This is a genomic window from Pseudomonas psychrophila, from assembly GCF_001043005.1.
GTDB classification, from domain to species: domain Bacteria; phylum Pseudomonadota; class Gammaproteobacteria; order Pseudomonadales; family Pseudomonadaceae; genus Aquipseudomonas; species Aquipseudomonas psychrophila.
In genome coordinates this window covers 150,221-166,370 of the sequence record NZ_JYKZ01000005.1, presented here as the reverse complement: position 1 = coordinate 166,370, position 16,150 = coordinate 150,221, and the positions used below count along the sequence as shown (strand labels likewise).

The window sequence follows — 16,150 nt, the reverse complement described above, 5'->3', positions numbered from 1 at the left end:
GCCCGGCGGATCCGCAGATCGCGCAGGGGCTGGCCACCGTTCAAGACAGTTTGACTGGTACTTCGGGTAGAATTTCAGGCCAAGACAGCAGGTTTCCTGCGCTTAACCCAAGTGCGGCAACCAGCCTTCGTGGGCCTCGATCAGGTCATCAACCATGGTCGCGATTTCGTCGAGGCTCAGCTCTGCGGCCGCGTGGGGATCAAGCATTGCGGCCTGTTTGACATGTTCACGACGACCGCTGGCCAGGGCTTCAACGGTCAGGAGTTGAACATTGATATTAGTTTGCATCAGAGCGGCAAGACCTACCGGAAGATTGCCCACCCGGGTAGGTTGAATACCATTGTGATCCACAACGCAGGGCACCTCTACGCAGGCATTATCTGGCAGATTAGCGATCAGTCCAGCGTTGATCACGTTGCCGTTAATAACGGTCGGAATACCTGTGAGCTCGGCCTCGATGATTTTTGAGGCGTATTCATGGCTGCGGCACACCTCGAGCCCCTCACCGTTGATCAGCGCCTGCTCTTGCACGCCCCACTCGCTGATCTGCTCTTCGCAACGACGCAGGTATTCATCCAGCGGGATGTTGAACTGTTCGATCAGTTCCGGGCGATTGCGCTTGATGAACCAGGGCACATACTCGGCGAGGTGTTCGGACGATTCGGTCGGGAAATGGCCGAAGTGCTTGAACACTTCATAGCGCACCCGGTTCCAGTCCGGGACCTTTCCTTCATCAACAACGGCGCGAATACGCGGGTAAAGATCCTCGACACTGCCATCGGCCAGCAAACGCTCGAACGAGGTGTAGAAGGACATGTGGTTGATGCCGGCACAGCGGTATCGGATTTCTTCTATCGGCACGCCGATATCCAGCGACAGCTCTTTGGCCGTGCCCTGCACGGAATGGCAGAGCCCCACTGTACGAACCTCAGGAACGAAGCGATTGAGTGCCATGCAGTTAATGGCCATCGGGTTGACGTATTGCAGCATCAAAGCTCCGGGGCAGAGTTCGCGCATGTCCTTGGCGATGTCCACCAGCACCGGAGCGGTGCGCAAGCCACGCATGATGCCGCCAATGCCCAAGGTGTCGCCGATGGTCTGGCGCAGGCCAAAACGCTTGGGAATCTCGAAGTCGGTCACGGTGCCCGGTTTGTAGCCTGCGACCTGAATCATCGTGACCACATAATCGGCTCCTTCCAGCGCACGCCGGCGGTCGGTCGTCACTTCGAATCGAGGTGACACACCGAGGGACTCGGCAATCTTGCCCGCCACCATTTTCGAAGTTTCCAGGCGATGCAGATCGATATCCATCAACGCAATGTGCGCATGGCGCAACAGTTCGATGTGCAACAGATCGCCCAGCACGTTTTTCATGAATACCGTGGAGCCGGCACCTATCAGGGCGATCTTCGTGGTCTTGAAAGTCATCTGCTTATCCTTGTTCTATTCGCAGTGGACACAGGTAAAAAAATATCAGAGCATCACCGCGGTTCATGCCTGTAGAGGCCAGCCGGGAACCGCTTGATACCTATGGTAGGAGGCGACCCACCACCTGAATAGACGAGTTTTATGCGATGACGGGTAGTTTTGTGCTCAGTGACATGATGGCTAGAGGGCCGTCAACGAAAGTCATTTCCCTGCCCCGGGGCAGGCACCAACTGCACACCATGCCCACCAATGCCGGTTACGACCGGGCGCTGGATGCTTCCTATTGCTGGGACGGTCGCAGGCGTGGGGACACTCCCTTTGTGATCTTGCAGCACACCCTTGCCGGCGAAGGCAATTTGCGTTTCGAGGGGCGCCACTACCGTCTCCACGCCGGGGACACCATGTTGCTGCTGGTTCCCCATGACCATTGCTACTGGCTGGAAGCAGGCAAAAGCTGGGAGTTCTTCTGGATTGCCATGTACGGCAAGGAGGCACTGCGGCTGCAACGGGCATTGCTGGCAGAGCGCGGGCCGGTGCTGCAGCTGAGCAACCAGACCATTGACGCGCTTGCCACTACTATTGATACCTTGATCCACACCCCGGACCTGACCGCAGGCCGGGCATCCGCGCTGGCTTATGACGCACTGATGCTGCTGCATGATGATTTGAGCGTACAGGATTGCACGCTCCCCACCCGAGGTTCAGGTGTGGTCGCGACCATCCAGAATCATGTGCACGCCTGCCTGCAAACGGGGCCGGACAGACACACTCACCCCACAGTCACGGATGAGCTGGATGTGGCCAGTCTTGCCCGCATCGCCGGCTTGAGCCGTGCCCATTTTTCTCGGGTTTTCACTCGCAACGCCGGTATGTCACCGGCAGAGTATGTTTTGCACGAACGCATGAAACGTGCGGCGCACCTGCTCGAATTGACCGATCTGTCGATCAAGGCGGTGGCATTGTCAGTGGGGATTGGCGACCCCAATTATTTTTCCAAGCTGTTCCGTCGTGCCTTCTCCCTGTCCCCCAGTGAGTTTCGCTTGAGCGGTTTTTACGTCAACAACCTGGGCACCCCCTAGTCCGGCTGCTGCGCCTTGATGGAACAGATTTGCGGTTTGGCTCACTAATGCCTGAACCGGCTGCAGCGCAGCCGTGATTCGGGACTGGCAGCTGACGCGACTGTCATCCCTGACCTCGCCAACCCGTGAACTTGAACGGACATTGCCCATGAAAGTATTTGGCCCCGCTGCACAGGATCATGCTCAAGCCTTGCGCTTCACCCAGCGCCAGATTGAAGACAATGAAACCCATGACCTGAACAGAATCAAACAGTCCCTGCACATTGCCACCGACCCTTCCCCCCTGCCTGAACACCTCGACATCGAAAGCCTTCGTCAACTCGCCAGCTTCACCAATTTCACCTATCTCCATTATTCAGGTAACTGCTGCCTGTTATCGGCATGCGTTCATTACAACATTGAGAACAACGCCAGCATCCTGCGTACTGAAAACACGTCACAGCCTCATATAGGCCTGGAGGGCGATGTGGTTGATGAAGTGATCTTCGGTAAAGTACTGCCCAGTTCGTACCCGCTCTTCTCTATTGATGAGGTCAGTGCCGAGGTCCTCAGGCGTTATGAAGTCAACGGTGAACGATCCTGTATTGTCAGTACTTACAATTACATCATTCCCTTGATTGGCGAATCCGGTCATGACTTCAATGCCGTGGTCGTACTGGACTCGCAAAACAAGCCCGCCGTGCAGTACCTCGATGCATGGAAAACCTCCAACACAACCCCCGACAGTAAGGCGCTGGAGGCCCGTTTCCCGCCATCGGCGCGCTTTACCCTGCGCTCATTCGGCAGAGTTTGAGCCCTCGACGAATTCGTTTACCCAACGTGTTTTCCCAACGAATGACGACGACCGTGGACCGCCTTGAATTCAACGTTCCGGTCCTTGGCCACTCGCCTTCCACATCGCCAGTGATCACCCTGCTTCTGAACGACGCCTTGGTTGCCGGGCACTTCGTTTAAGATGAGCCGATATCGCCTGGGCGTGCAAAACCCAGTTCGACAGGGCATTGCGCCAATAATGTTGCAGGCGCTCGCCCACACTAACTGCATGACCCTTTCTCAAATGTTTCCTTGTGGGGCATTTCCTGTGCGAATGCTCCCTTCTGTAACACCGCCCCGCTACACAGCACCTCAATTTCGCAAGCCGTCACCACCTTGGAAACCGAAAATCACCGCCTGCGCACTATTTGCGGGCCTGCAGGAAAATCGGCACACGATTTGCTAATTAAATATCGTATACGAAATCCTCAATCCGATTTTCAACAGCACTTCAACGACTCCGAGGCTTCCATGAAAAACCCCGTACTTGCCGTAGCCCTCAGCGCTGTTCTAAGTAGTTCATTTGTCGCCACGGCCCAGGCTGACAAGCTCGACGACATCATTGGATCGGGCAAACTGCGTTGCGCCGTTACCCTGGACTTCCCGCCGATGGGCTCGCGTGATGAATCCAACAAGCCGGTCGGCTTCGATGTGGACTACTGCAACGATCTGGCAAAGGTGCTCGGAGTCGATGCTGAAATCGTCGAGACCCCCTTCCCTGACCGTATCCCGGCGTTGGTCTCGGGCCGGGCCGACGTCATCGTGGCATCCACCTCCGACACCCTGGAGCGCGCCAAGACGGTGGGCCTGAGCATCCCTTACTTCGCTTTCCAGATGGTAGTGCTGACCCGCGACAACACCGGCATCAACAGCTTTGAAGACCTCAAGGGCAAGGCCGTGGGCAATACCAGCGGCACCTATGAAGCCATCGCCCTGGAAAAAGATGTGAAGAGCTGGGGCAACGGATCGTTCCGTGCCTATCAGTCGCAAAACGACACCCTGCTCGCCGTTGCCCAGGGCCATATCGAAGCCACCGTCGTCACCAACACCGTGGCCGCGGCGACCATTAAGTCTGGCAAGTACAAAAACCTGAAAGTCGCCGGTAACGCACCTTACGTGGTTGATTACGTTTCCCTGGGCGCCAAGCGCAACGAGTACGGCCTGCTCAACTACCTCAACCTGTTCGTCAACCAGCAAGTACGCACCGGGCGCTACAAAGAGCTGTGGGTTAAATGGGTCGGTACCGAGATTCCACCGGCTGATCTGACCGTACCTCACGTCTACTACTGAGGTATCCAGCATGTCCGGGATTACTTCTCTCTCCGGTCGCAGCCTGGTTGAGGGTGCGGCTGTTGGCCCACTGCTCTACGCCGATGTCGGCCTGAGCTTCTGGGGCGGCGTCGACCCGTTCAGCGGCGAGGTGATTGACCGTCACCACCCGCTCAGTGGCGAATGCCTGGCTGGCCGGATACTGGCGATTCCAAGCGGGCGCGGCTCTTGTACCGGGAGCAGCGTGCTAATGGAACTGATCAGCAACGGTCATGCCCCCGCCGCGCTGGTGCTGGCTGAGGCCGACGAGATCCTGACCCTTGGCGTGCTGGTAGCCCAGACCCTGTTCGAACGTTCCTTGCCGGTGCTGTGCATCGGCAAGGAAGCCTTTGCCGGTTTGCGCGGCAAGGCATTCGCCAGTGTCAATGGCACACACCTGGGTCTGTTCGACGCGCTGCCCGCCGATACGGACGCACCCTCACATCGCGAAGTGCACGTTGAAGACTCAAGCAACGGAATCGAGCTGACCGAAGACGATCGGGCACTGTTGGATGGCCACCACGGCAAGGCCGCACAAGTTGCCATGCAAATCGTTTTGCGCATGGCGCAGCTGCAAGGCGCCGTGCAACTGATCGACATTAACCAGGCGCATATCGACGGCTGCATTTATACCGGGCCTGCGAGCCTGCGCTTTGCTCAACAACTGGTGGAATGGGGCGCGAAGGTGCGGGTGCCCACGACCCTTAACTCGATTTCCGTTGACCAGCGCCGCTGGCGTGAACTGGGGATCGACCCGGCACTCGGCGTCCCGGCCAGCGCCTTGGGCGATGCCTATATGGCCATGGGTGCGCAACTGAGCTTCACCTGTGCGCCCTACCTGCTCGACAGTGCGCCCAAGGCGGGCGAGCAAATTGTCTGGGCCGAATCCAATGCCGTGGTCTATGCCAACAGCGTGCTGGGTGCGCGCACACTCAAGTACCCCGACTACCTGGATATTTGCATTGCCCTCACCGGCCGCGCGCCGCTGATTGGCTGCCACCTGGAAAGCCAGCGCAAGGCCCGCCTACACATCGAACTGCCGCCTCTGGCTGACCTCGATGACGCTTTCTATCCCTTGCTGGGGTACCACGTCGGTGCTCTGGCGGGCAGTCGCATTCCCTTGGTGTCGGGGCTGGAACAGCACCACCCTGATCTCGACCATCTCAAAGCATTCGGTGCGGCCTTTGCCACCACCAGCGCCGCCCCGCTGTTTCATATCGCCGGCGTTACCCCCGAAGCGCTGGATCCGGCCTCTGTACTGGATGGCCCAGTAACTGTGATCAAGGTCAGCCTCAAGGACTTGCTGACCAGTTGGCATGAACTCAACAGTGCCTGTGATCCACGGGTCGATGTTGTGTCGCTGGGCAACCCGCATTTTTCCCTGAGCGAGTTCGCCCATTTGGCCGGCCTGTGCCAGGGCCGTCATCGCCACCCTGATGTGGTACTGGCGATCACCTGTGGCCGTGCCGTGCTGGAGCAGGCACGCGAAGCCGGGCATATCGCCGTACTCGAAGCCTTCGGCGCCACGCTGGTCACTGATACCTGCTGGTGCATGCTGGGTGAGCCGGTGATCCCGCCGTCCGCCCAAAACCTGATGACCAATTCGGGCAAATACGCCCACTACGCACCTGGCCTTGTGGGGCGCAAGGTCCACTTCGCCAGCCTCGCCGAGTGTGTGGATGCGGCGTGCAGCGCCACGGCCAGCGGTCGCTTGCCGCTGTGGCTGCAAACTGCTGTCTCACTGGAGAACTACGCCCATGTTTGACTACACCTTCCAATGGCGATCTGCAATCCGCGCCTTGCCGGACATGCTTGCAGGTGCCCTGGTCACCTTTGAGACCGCAGCACTGTCCATGATCTTCGGCGTCGTGATCGCCCTGGCGCTGACCGTGATGCGCGAAACCAAGAACCCGTGGTTGCGCGGCATCGGCAATACCTGGGTATCCATTGCCCGCAACACCCCGTCGCTGTTCCAGATCTATGTGTTGTACTTCGGCCTTGGCTCCCTCGGCCTGCATGTCAGTTCATGGATCGCCCTGCTGGCCGGGATCACGTTCAACAACGCCGGTTACCTGGCCGAAAACTTTCGTGGCGGCCTCAAGGCCGTGCCCGAAACCCAGGTACGGGCCGCCCGCTCGCTGGGCATGAGTGCATTCCAGACCTACCGCATGATCGTCGTCCCGCAATTGTTGCGCATTGTGTTCTATCCGCTGACCAACCAGATGGTCTGGGCCGTGCTGATGACCTCGCTGGGCGTGATCGTGGGACTGAACAATGACCTCACCGGCGTGACCCAGGACTACAACGTCAAAACGTTCCGCACCTTCGAATACTTCGCCATGGCCGCGGTGCTGTATTACCTGATTGCCAAAGCGATCGTTGCAGTAGCCCGGCTCCTGGCCTGGCGACTGTTTCGTTACTGAGGACTAACCCATGTTTTCAACCAGTTTTACCTGGAACGACTTTTTGTTTTTGCTGGAAGGGGCCTGGGTCACCCTGCAACTGACAACCTGGGCCATTTTGCTGGGCACCGTTGCCGGGCTGCTGTTCGGCCTGATGCGCGCTTTGCTGCCGCGGGCCAGTCTGCCGCTGGCCTGGGTGCTGGATGTGTTTCGCAGCGTCCCGCTGCTGATCCAGTTTGTGCTGTTCAACTCGCTCAAGAGCATTGTCGGCCTGAACATCAGCGCCTTCACCGTGGGCTGCATCGTGCTGGGGGTCTACGCTGCCGCGTACTTCACCGAGATCGTGCGCAGCGGCGTGCTCGCCGTGCCATTTACCACACGCCGGGCCAGCCGTTCCCTGGGCCTGAGCTACTTGCAGGACCTGCGCTATATCGTGTTGCCGATCGCCATGCGAGTGGCCTTCCCCGGCTGGCTCAACCTGGTGCTCAGTGTGATGAAAGACACCGCCCTGGTGATGTGGATCGGCATCGTTGAATTGTTGCGTGCCTCGCAAATCGTCGTCACCCGCATTCAGGAACCGATGCTGGTGCTGTGCATCGCGGGCCTTATCTATTACGTCATGAGCCTGGTGGTTGCCCGCCTTGGCGCTCGCCTGGAAAAAAGGTGGCAAGAAAATGATTGAGATCGACAACGTGCATAAATCCTTCGGCGACCTTGAAGTGGTCAAGGGCGTGAGCCTGACCGTGAACAAGGGCGAAGTGGTATCGATTATCGGCGGTTCCGGCTCCGGTAAATCCACCCTGCTGATGTGCATCAACGGTCTGGAGCCGATCCAGAAGGGTCATATCCGCGTCGACGGCATCGAAGTCCACGACCGTGCCACCAACCTCAACCACCTGCGGCAGAAAATCGGCATCGTGTTCCAGCAATGGAACGCCTTTCCGCACCTCACCGTGCTCGAAAACGTGATGCTTGCACCACGCAAGGTGCTCGGCAAAAGCAAGGCCGAAGCCGAAGCGCTGGCAGTGCAGCAACTGACCCATGTGGGCCTTGGCGACAAGCTCAAAGCCTTCCCGGGCAAACTGTCCGGCGGTCAGCAACAGCGCATGGCCATTGCCCGTGCCCTGGCCATGTCGCCGGACTACATGCTGTTTGACGAGGCCACCTCGGCCCTCGACCCGCAACTGGTCGGCGAAGTGCTGGACACCATGCGCATGCTCGCCGAAGACGGCATGACCATGGTCCTGGTGACCCATGAAATACGTTTTGCGCGGGATGTGTCGGACCGTGTGGCGTTCTTTCGCAACGGCCTGGTGCACGAAATCGGCTCCCCCGATCAAGTCATCGGTAACCCCGTGCACGCGGAAACGGCGGCCTTCCTCAAGTCGGTTAAATAACGTTAATCCCTGTGGGAGCGGGCTTGCTCGCAACAAGACCCACATCATCACAACAGGAGCAAGCCATGCGGTCATCGAAAATCGTTCATGTGGTCAGTTGTCACGCCGAGGGAGAGGTCGGCGACGTGATTGTAGGTGGCGTGGCCCCGCCGCCGGGTGCCACCGTGTGGGAACAGTCGCGGTGGATTGCCCAGGACGAAACCCTGCGCAACTTCGTCCTCAACGAACCTCGCGGCGGCGTGTTCCGTCACGTCAACCTGCTGGTTCCGGCCAAGGATCCACGGGCACAAATGGCCTGGATCATCATGGAGCCGGCCGATACGCCGCCGATGTCGGGTTCCAACTCGATTTGCGTGTCCACGGTATTGCTCGACAGCGGCATATTGCCGATGACCGAACCGCAAACCCGACTGGTACTCGAAGCCCCCGGCGGACTGATCGAAGCCGTGGCCGATTGCCGGGACGGCAAGGTGCAACGGGTCGAGATCAAGAACGTCCCCTCTTTCGCTGACCGACTGGATGCCTGGATAGAAGTCGAGGGCCTTGGCTCGCTCAAGGTCGACACCGCCTATGGCGGAGACAGTTTCGTGCTCGCCGATGCCAAAGAACTGGGGTTTTCGATCACCCCGGATGAAGCCAAGGATATTGTCGAAGTCGGCCTGAAAATCACCCGTGCGGCCAACGAGCAACTGGGTTTTGTCCACCCGCTGAACCCTGACTGGTCGCATATCTCCTTTTGCCAGATTGCAGCCCCCGTGGAGTACCAGAACGGGATTGCCAGTGGTGCCAACGCGGTGGTGATCCGTCCGGGCAAGATCGATCGTTCGCCCTGCGGCACCGGGTGCTCGGCGCGCATGGCGGTATTGCAGGCCAAGGGCGTGCTCAAGGTTGGCGATCGGTTTGTCGGGCGCTCGATCATCGGCTCCGAGTTTAATTGCCGCATCGACTCCATGACCGAAGTCGCCGGACGCACCGCAATTTACCCGTGCATCTCTGGCCGGGCCTGGATTACCGGCACCCATCAGTTACTGCTGGACCCAAACGACCCGTGGCCACAAGGCTATCGCCTGTCAGATACCTGGCCGGGCGCGTAATACCCTTCACCCCCACACCGTTTACCCCCACAAAGAAAGCCAGAAGCCTATTTTTGCAACCTAAATCGTATACGAAATACCATAAACGTAACCGGAGGCAACAAACAATGAGCAAGCGCATCAACTGGAGTGGCGTCTTCCCTGCGGTGACCACTCAATTCAACGATGACTTCACCATCAACCTGGACAAGACCCACCAGGTGATTTCCAACGTTATTCGCGACGGCGTCTCGGGCCTGGTGGTGTGCGGATCGGTGGGGGAAAACACCTCGCTGACCGCTGAGGAAAAAATCGCCGTGACCGAAGTCGCGGTGGATGCCTCTCGCGGTCGTGTACCGGTGATCTGTGGCGTGGCGGAGTTCACCAGCGTGCAAGCCGCCAAGGTGGCCAATGCCGTGCGCAAAGTCGGGGTCGACGGCGTCATGCTGATGCCCGCCCTGGTATATGGCTCTAAGCCGTTTGAAACCGCCGAGCATTACCGTTATGTGGCGAAAAATGCCGACGTACCGCTGATGGTCTACAACAACCCGCCGATTTACAAAAATGATGTCACGCCAGAAATCCTGATTTCCCTGGCCGATTGCGACAACGTGGTGTGTTTCAAGGACTCCTCGGGCGACACCCGGCGCTTTATCGACATTCGCAATGAAGTCGGCGACCGTTTTGTACTGTTTGCAGGTCTGGACGACGTGGTGCTCGAAAGCATCGCCGTGGGTGCTGAAGGTTGGGTATCGGGCATGTCCAACGTATTCCCCAAAGAAGGCGAAACCATCTTCCGCCTGGCCAAGGCCGGGCGCTTTGCTGAAGCCATGCCGATCTATGAGTGGCTGATGCCGATCCTGCACCTGGACGCCCGTGCCGATCTGGTGCAGTGCATCAAGTTATGTGAGGCCATTGCCGGTCGCGGTAGCGCACTGACTCGCCCACCGCGCCTGGCCCTGCCCCGGGAAGACCGTGAGTTTGTCGAACGGATCATGGCCAAGGCCCTGGCCAACCGCCCACAGTTACCCGACGTCGGTTTGTAGCCGGTGAGGCGATCCGTAGCAGTTGACGAGTAGAACTAGGCTACGTTCGATCGCGTAGCGGTCGTAAACCGGCGCACGGGGTATGCCTGACTAACCGTGGAAACCGATTTTACGACGGCTACGCCGCCGAACGCAGCCTCGCACGGCTCGTCAGCTGCTACAGGTTTTACCACCTGCACCGCCTGCACAATGTCCTCAAATCAACAATGCCCGCAGATCGTTGTACAACGCCTGCGGGATCTGCACGCCTTCCACCTCGCTGCGCGCCCGTGCCTCGTAACGGCGTTGTGACGGCAAACGTGCGCCCTGCCCTTCGATACTCTCAAACAACACTTCTGCCCGTGCCAGATGTTGCTCGGTCGCAGCCCCCAGAAAACGCTGCGGATCAAACGCGATAATCAGCTCGCCATGGTAAGGCGACGACTTGCTGCCCGCGTCGTAGGCCAGGGATTCGGCACTGGTCAAATCCCCGATCAAAGGCCCCGCAATCAATTCCACCATCGCGGCCAGCGCCGAGCCTTTGTGCCCGCCGAACGTCAGCATCGCACCCGTATCCAGTACCACATTGGGATCGGTGCTCGGCACCCCCTGAGCGTCAACGCCCCAGCCTTCAGGAATCGACTTGCCTGCCCGGCGATGCAACTCGATATCGCCACGGGCAATTGCACTGGTGGCAAAGTCAAAGACAAATGGCGTATTGCCCGCCCGTGGCCAGCCAAACGCAATCGGGTTGGTGCCAAATACCGGCTGGCTCCCGCCGGCAGGCGCAACCCAGGCATGACTGGGGTTACAGGCCAATGCGACCAGACCGGCCGCTGTCAATTGTTCGATCTCAACCCACAGTGCCGAAAAATGCACACAACGATTGATCGCCAACGCCGCAATACCGTTAGCCCGGGTTTTCTCCTGCAATAACGCCAGGCCCGCCTGGAATGCCAGTTGGGAAAAACCGCCCCCCGCATCCACTCGCACAATTGAAGGCGCCTGATCGATCACGCGCGGCACGGCGTCGGCCGAGACCTTGCCCGCGCGCAGCGAATTGACACAACCCAGTACACGGTACAAGCCGTGGGACGCGCAACCATCACGCTCCCCGGCCAGCACCGTTTCACTCACCGCACGGGCATGGGCCGGATTGAAACCGTTATGCAACAAGATCGATTCGGCCAGCTCGTAAGCCTGGGCCAGGGTCAGTCGGATCATGATCAGCTCCTTGAACAGACCTTACAGACTGGCTCATTGCAGGCCCTGCGGCTTGATCGATTCAAGCCATAGGCATGACGAATTCAGCACAAACGGGGCCATGAAAATGAGCGCTGACAGACTCGATCAGCGCTGCATCCTTTACCGGGTCCAGCCCCGGATACGGCTGGCCGTTGTAGCTGCCCGCATAGGTGAGCACCGCCTCAACGCTGCCGCTTTCCTGATACAGAGTGCGCATGAGCTGGCACTCCTGATCCTTGCTGTCGGTTGTGCGCAATGCGTAATGAAGTGCCAGCGCGGTGCCGAGCTCCAGGGCGCTGCTGTCAATCCCGTGTTTTGTGGCCAGATCGATACTGCGGAAAATCCGCTCATTACGTTGCAGCTTGCGCAACGGATCTCGCCCTACACGGGCACAGGGGTCCTTGAAAGACGTGTTGCAGCGCTCAAGAAAGGTGGACGAAAAACCGGCCACGGCATCGCTCATGTGCGGATTTTCCGCGATCAGTGCCGGTCCTACTGCCTGGCCTATCAGGCGCTGAGCCAGCGCACTGACACGGGGGTCACCCATGCCCTGCCCCAACCAGGAATAGCCGAGCAGGCTGGCGTACCAGGCAATGATCGCGTGAGGGCCATTCCACAGCAGATTCTTGATCACCTGGGTCTGGGTGATGTCGTCCACCGTCTTCACCTGGCGCAACCGCTCAAGCAAATTGCTGCAACGCTGCGCATACAGAGGCATGTCCGGTTCGCTGTTGAACAGAATCAGGTGCAACTGGCTCAACGCATTACTGGACTGTGCAAACGGTCGAAAGCGACTGATCAGGCGCTCGTATTCGGGCGCCGGTGTCCTGGGGGGGGCCTTGGGTGTATCCACCTCGTCATTCAAGCTGTTCTGGAACATCTTCGACTTGATCCGCAACTGGCGCACCAGTGCTTCGTTGGACAACTTGGAAACGATTCGACTGACCACTGTCTCGACAAAATGAGTGTTGTCCAGAATCTTCTGGCACAGCGTGGGCGCAACCAGCAGTTCCAGTTGCGCCTGCACATGGCGACGCACGAAGTCCGCACCGCCAACCTTGTTCAGCACGATAAGTATCGTCAGCTCGCGCCCCCGCCGTTCGTAACGACGGATCAGGCCCTTGGCAATCACTCCCGCCTGCTTGCGGATCGCCGTTTCCGGGAGGCTGAGGCCGACAATTTCAGCCACGTCGTACATCCGGATCACCGCTTCGGCGTCGTCCATGTCGATCATGCTGAGGTTTTCAATGGTCTGGTCGAAGGACGTGGCGCTGTAGCGCACGCTAAAGCGGCCAAACGCCTGGATGGTCTCGCGCAGCATCCGGGAGCGAGTTGCGGCGATTATCTCGCAAGGACGTGTGTAGCCATCCCAATGGGAAAAAATTTGCGTCAGATAGCCGCCACCCATCGCGCCAAAACCATGAATCCCGGCACTGAATTGATTGAGTGTCGGCGGGAAGCTCTCGGTCAGCGCCGGAGTGCCGAGGTCAGGCATGCACTCATTCAGGTCGCCCAAGAAACCGTGCATGGTCAGGTAAGCCTTGAGCGCACCGGCCTTGACCTCCGGTGCCGGCGGTTTGATGTCTTCGATCAGGATTGGCTGACCCTCGGCGCGGATCGCCGACAACATGCCGTTTTCCGAATCTTCCAGCATCAAGCAATGCTGTGGCAGGCAATTAAGGGCACTTGCAGCTTTGAGGAAGATCTCGGGATGGGGCTTGCCCTGACTGACTTCATCGCCACATACGGTGACGTCGAAATACTTGAGTACATTGGCATTGATCAAGTATTCCTCGGCGATGGCCCGGCGGCTAGACGTAGCCACGGCCATGGTCAAACCGTACTTGCGCAAGCGCTCCAGCACTTCCAGCAAGCCGTCCTTGATTGGCACTCCATGATTACGCACATGGGCCAGTTCAAGCTCGTCGGCGCGCTGCCTGACTTGGGCATACGGGAAGTCTTCACCGTGATTTGCCTTGGCCAGGGCTTCGGCTTTTTTGGCACTCAAGCCCAATGATCCCATCAGTGTTTCTTCACTGAGCGGTGTGCCGTAAATCTCGAGAGCGGCTTGCTTGAGGGTTTTGAAGCGCAAGCGCTCGGTGTCAAACATGGTGCCGTCCATGTCGAAGATGGCACTGAAAATTCTTTTACCCTGAAAATAGATCATGAGCACAGCTCCTTGTAATGCGAGGCTTTTTGGTTCGCTCGCTGAAACGCTTCGGATCGAAAAGTGGTTTCAAATACAAATACCGGGCAGCAGGACGCGCCGTTAAAAGCGGGGCGTTAGCACACCGGAATGGCGAGTGGTCAGCAATAATCAGGCGGAGGGAAGTAGCAATGGCGCCAGTTGGCGCAGCTGCCCGAGAAGCAGGGTCTCAGGAGCGGTAAAGCGGTGTTTGCAAGAAGGCGAGAAACAAACCCTGTGACTGCATTGATGCAGCGTTTGACGTGAGGCCCACAACTCGCAATCAGGGATGCAAAGTGTGAGCCGAACGGGCGATTGATACGTGTGATTCCATCCATATGACGTTGAAAATTCCTACATTACTGTGAGTCGACTTTTTAGCTATACCTCATCCAGAGCCTATAAATCAAGGTTCGCGCCACTATTGGCCTGCAGGCGGCAAGGCTGAAACCGCTGCTCCAGGCCGGGATGAACAGCGCTTTCAGAAACACTTCAACCGTGGGAGCGAGCCTGCTCGCGAAGGCATCACCGCGATCATTCGGATAAACCGAGTTGCCTGCATCGCGAGCAGGCTCGCTCCCACGGGGGGGGCTGAACGCAAACAGCCTTAGACTTCGCTGTTCCAGACAACCGTGATATTGCCCTTGTACGTGCTGCCCGAGTGCTCATCAATCATGCTTGTGACCTGATCGCGAGCCACTTCAAAGTGCAATGCTGCGGGTCGGTTGTCCACGTAGTGGCTGGGTGAAAAAACCTGAGGGCTGGTGCTCAACAGAAGTCGGTTGACCGGTTGGTTTGAGGCATCGCGTAGGCCATTGGGCAGTGTCACTCGCGTCTCAACAGGAACTTCATGCCCGGCGGGGTTTTTGATCGCGCACTGATCGCTCAGCGTGTATTCGCATTGCAGTTCAATACTGAACGCCGTGGAGGCCCACATTTTGAAATCCTGGGCGGCCGCCAGCTTTTGCGGACGGCGCCCGTTGTTCAACCATTGCTGCCAACCGCCGGCCGGGTTGAGGACCACGGAACCGTACCCCGCCGGAAACTGAAACTTGAGGGTATGTTCAACATTCAAGGTGAAATTCATGGTGACTAAGTTGTCAGTAGCGGCCAGATTATCGCCAAAGTCGAAATCCCCGCCCGGCCCCACTGTGTAGGTGATCGAACCTCGGTAAATGCCGCTCTCCATTCTCAGAGGATCAGGGCTGATCATCAGGTACGAAACGCTGATGTTGTACATTGTTAATGAGTCGATCTCGTAGGCTGGAGAAAAGCCACAAGGCACAGACTGCGGGGTAAACCAGAAGAAATTCGCGAATGCGGTTCCCGCATACATCCCCGCCCCCCTTGGACATGCTGCTGGCGAACTCCACCCCCACGGGTTCCCGTCCCAAAGTACGCTGTGAGCGTAATTGTGTTCCGCTGTTGGCAGACCTACAAGCAACCTGACGTCACGGGTACGGTTGCTTGCGCTCAGTGCCGAAATAGCAAAAAACACCTCCGCCACCTGCCCGCTCGCGCTGGTCACTTGCACGGGTCTCGGATCGGCCGGAACCTTGAACATTGCACCGTCTCGAATATTGGAATGTTTGGCCAGAATCGGGGACTGCGTTGTCGCTTCGAGCCCGCTCAAACCAATGCTGAAATACCCCCTTGAACTGCAAACCAGAGGGTAGGTCTTGCAAATACCAGAATTAGGCGTTGTGTTTTTAAACTGGTTAATCTGAGGATTGGCCGAATCAGGAGAAAAAGTGGCAGAAATCTCCACTGTTAGCGCCTGAGCCTGGATCGCGCAAAGCCCTGCCAGAACAGCCAGACCACTGCTCAGAAAACACCTTGCAAGTACACGCCCTCTTGAACGCGTGCTCTCAAAAACCTTCATGAATTGAACCCTCAAATTGATGCTCTTGCAGCCCTCGATCAGCTCAAACGTATTCAGGGCGCTGAGGGGGGAATGTGGACAATAAACCACTGTGTGAGTGGGGTGCTGCTGGCGCGCGGGGACGGCAGAAAGCTCGGTGGACGCAGCGGGCATGAACAATGATAAAGCCGGTTTTAATTGTCAATTAATTGGCCGAATCACGCGTATCAAATCATGTCAATAACTATCAAAATTAAAATTCTGTTATGTCAGGACTCAATACCGAAGGGGATGAATGATGGCCGCTATCGCTCCCTGCGTAAGTGTCAGAGGG

General features: G+C 58.0%; 13 protein-coding genes. 9 read left to right on the top strand and 4 right to left on the bottom strand.

Going from position 1 to position 16,150, the window contains the following annotated elements; genetic code table 11:
- Nucleotides 1–102 precede the first annotated feature (102 nt).
- Complete coding sequence (gene melA, locus TU76_RS13960) at nucleotides 103–1,428, bottom strand: alpha-glucosidase/alpha-galactosidase (RefSeq protein WP_019827250.1); 1,326 nt, start codon at nucleotides 1,426–1,428, stop codon at nucleotides 103–105.
- Between the two features lie 146 nt (nucleotides 1,429–1,574).
- On the opposite strand from melA, the gene TU76_RS13955 reads away from it, so the two are divergent.
- The 9 genes from TU76_RS13955 to TU76_RS13915 all read left to right on the top strand — a co-directional run bounded on the left by TU76_RS13955 (nucleotide 1,575) and on the right by TU76_RS13915 (nucleotide 10,546).
- Nucleotides 1,575–2,507: a helix-turn-helix transcriptional regulator gene (locus TU76_RS13955; RefSeq protein ID WP_037032591.1), complete on the top strand. Its 933-nt coding sequence runs from the start codon at nucleotides 1,575–1,577 to the stop codon at nucleotides 2,505–2,507.
- A 148-nt stretch (nucleotides 2,508–2,655) separates the two neighbouring features.
- Nucleotides 2,656–3,300 carry a T3SS effector cysteine hydrolase SpvD family protein gene (locus tag TU76_RS24465; protein WP_048351873.1) on the top strand — a complete coding sequence of 215 codons (645 nt, stop codon included), beginning with the start codon at nucleotides 2,656–2,658 and terminating at the stop codon, nucleotides 3,298–3,300.
- Nucleotides 3,301–3,791: 491 nt separating this feature from the next.
- The gene (locus TU76_RS13945; RefSeq protein WP_019827253.1) at nucleotides 3,792–4,610 is read left to right on the top strand and encodes an ABC transporter substrate-binding protein; all 819 of its coding nucleotides are present in this window, start codon (nucleotides 3,792–3,794) and stop codon (nucleotides 4,608–4,610) included.
- A 10-nt stretch (nucleotides 4,611–4,620) separates the two neighbouring features.
- Entirely contained in the window at nucleotides 4,621–6,393 is a 1,773-nt protein-coding gene (lhpI, locus tag TU76_RS13940) for a cis-3-hydroxy-L-proline dehydratase (protein WP_048351872.1), read from the top strand.
- Entirely contained in the window at nucleotides 6,386–7,051 is a 666-nt protein-coding gene (locus TU76_RS13935; RefSeq protein WP_048351871.1) for an amino acid ABC transporter permease, read from the top strand. The genes lhpI and TU76_RS13935 overlap by 8 nt, the downstream gene beginning before the upstream one ends.
- 10 nt (nucleotides 7,052–7,061) lie before the next feature.
- Nucleotides 7,062–7,712 (top strand): amino acid ABC transporter permease, encoded by a 651-nt coding sequence (locus tag TU76_RS13930; RefSeq protein ID WP_019827256.1) that lies wholly within the window; start codon nucleotides 7,062–7,064, stop codon nucleotides 7,710–7,712.
- The gene (locus tag TU76_RS13925; RefSeq protein ID WP_019827257.1) at nucleotides 7,705–8,427 is read left to right on the top strand and encodes an amino acid ABC transporter ATP-binding protein; all 723 of its coding nucleotides are present in this window, start codon (nucleotides 7,705–7,707) and stop codon (nucleotides 8,425–8,427) included. Before TU76_RS13930 ends, TU76_RS13925 begins: the two co-directional genes overlap by 8 nt.
- Before the next feature lie 65 nt (nucleotides 8,428–8,492).
- Entirely contained in the window at nucleotides 8,493–9,521 is a 1,029-nt protein-coding gene (locus TU76_RS13920) for a trans-3-hydroxy-L-proline dehydratase (protein ID WP_048351870.1), read from the top strand.
- A gap of 107 nt (nucleotides 9,522–9,628) precedes the next feature.
- Nucleotides 9,629–10,546: a dihydrodipicolinate synthase family protein gene (locus TU76_RS13915; protein ID WP_019827259.1), complete on the top strand. Its 918-nt coding sequence runs from the start codon at nucleotides 9,629–9,631 to the stop codon at nucleotides 10,544–10,546.
- Nucleotides 10,547–10,741: 195 nt separating this feature from the next.
- Here TU76_RS13915 and TU76_RS13910 read toward each other — a convergent pair whose 3' ends face one another.
- The 3 genes from TU76_RS13910 to TU76_RS25620 form a co-directional block, all read right to left on the bottom strand.
- A complete protein-coding gene (locus TU76_RS13910; RefSeq protein ID WP_046809020.1) occupies nucleotides 10,742–11,749 on the bottom strand; it encodes an Ldh family oxidoreductase in 1,008 nt (335 codons plus the stop codon).
- 61 nt (nucleotides 11,750–11,810) lie between these two features.
- On the bottom strand, nucleotides 11,811–13,937 hold the full coding sequence (gene mtlD / locus TU76_RS13905; protein ID WP_048351869.1) for a bifunctional mannitol-1-phosphate dehydrogenase/phosphatase: 2,127 nt from the start codon (nucleotides 13,935–13,937) through the stop codon (nucleotides 11,811–11,813).
- A gap of 625 nt (nucleotides 13,938–14,562) precedes the next feature.
- Complete coding sequence (locus TU76_RS25620) at nucleotides 14,563–15,837, bottom strand: hypothetical protein (protein ID WP_048351947.1); 1,275 nt, start codon at nucleotides 15,835–15,837, stop codon at nucleotides 14,563–14,565.
- Between the last annotated feature and the right edge of the window lie 313 nt (nucleotides 15,838–16,150).

Coding starts and splice junctions, on each gene's coding strand:
- melA (WP_019827250.1), bottom strand. CDS start 1,428: ATGACTTTCAAGACCACGAAGATCGCCCTGATAGGTGCCGGCTCCACG.
- TU76_RS13955 (WP_037032591.1), top strand. CDS start 1,575: ATGACGGGTAGTTTTGTGCTCAGTGACATGATGGCTAGAGGGCCGTCA.
- TU76_RS24465 (WP_048351873.1), top strand. CDS start 2,656: ATGAAAGTATTTGGCCCCGCTGCACAGGATCATGCTCAAGCCTTGCGC.
- TU76_RS13945 (WP_019827253.1), top strand. CDS start 3,792: ATGAAAAACCCCGTACTTGCCGTAGCCCTCAGCGCTGTTCTAAGTAGT.
- lhpI (WP_048351872.1), top strand. CDS start 4,621: ATGTCCGGGATTACTTCTCTCTCCGGTCGCAGCCTGGTTGAGGGTGCG.
- TU76_RS13935 (WP_048351871.1), top strand. CDS start 6,386: ATGTTTGACTACACCTTCCAATGGCGATCTGCAATCCGCGCCTTGCCG.
- TU76_RS13930 (WP_019827256.1), top strand. CDS start 7,062: ATGTTTTCAACCAGTTTTACCTGGAACGACTTTTTGTTTTTGCTGGAA.
- TU76_RS13925 (WP_019827257.1), top strand. CDS start 7,705: ATGATTGAGATCGACAACGTGCATAAATCCTTCGGCGACCTTGAAGTG.
- TU76_RS13920 (WP_048351870.1), top strand. CDS start 8,493: ATGCGGTCATCGAAAATCGTTCATGTGGTCAGTTGTCACGCCGAGGGA.
- TU76_RS13915 (WP_019827259.1), top strand. CDS start 9,629: ATGAGCAAGCGCATCAACTGGAGTGGCGTCTTCCCTGCGGTGACCACT.
- TU76_RS13910 (WP_046809020.1), bottom strand. CDS start 11,749: ATGATCCGACTGACCCTGGCCCAGGCTTACGAGCTGGCCGAATCGATC.
- mtlD (WP_048351869.1), bottom strand. CDS start 13,937: ATGATCTATTTTCAGGGTAAAAGAATTTTCAGTGCCATCTTCGACATG.
- TU76_RS25620 (WP_048351947.1), bottom strand. CDS start 15,837: ATGAAGGTTTTTGAGAGCACGCGTTCAAGAGGGCGTGTACTTGCAAGG.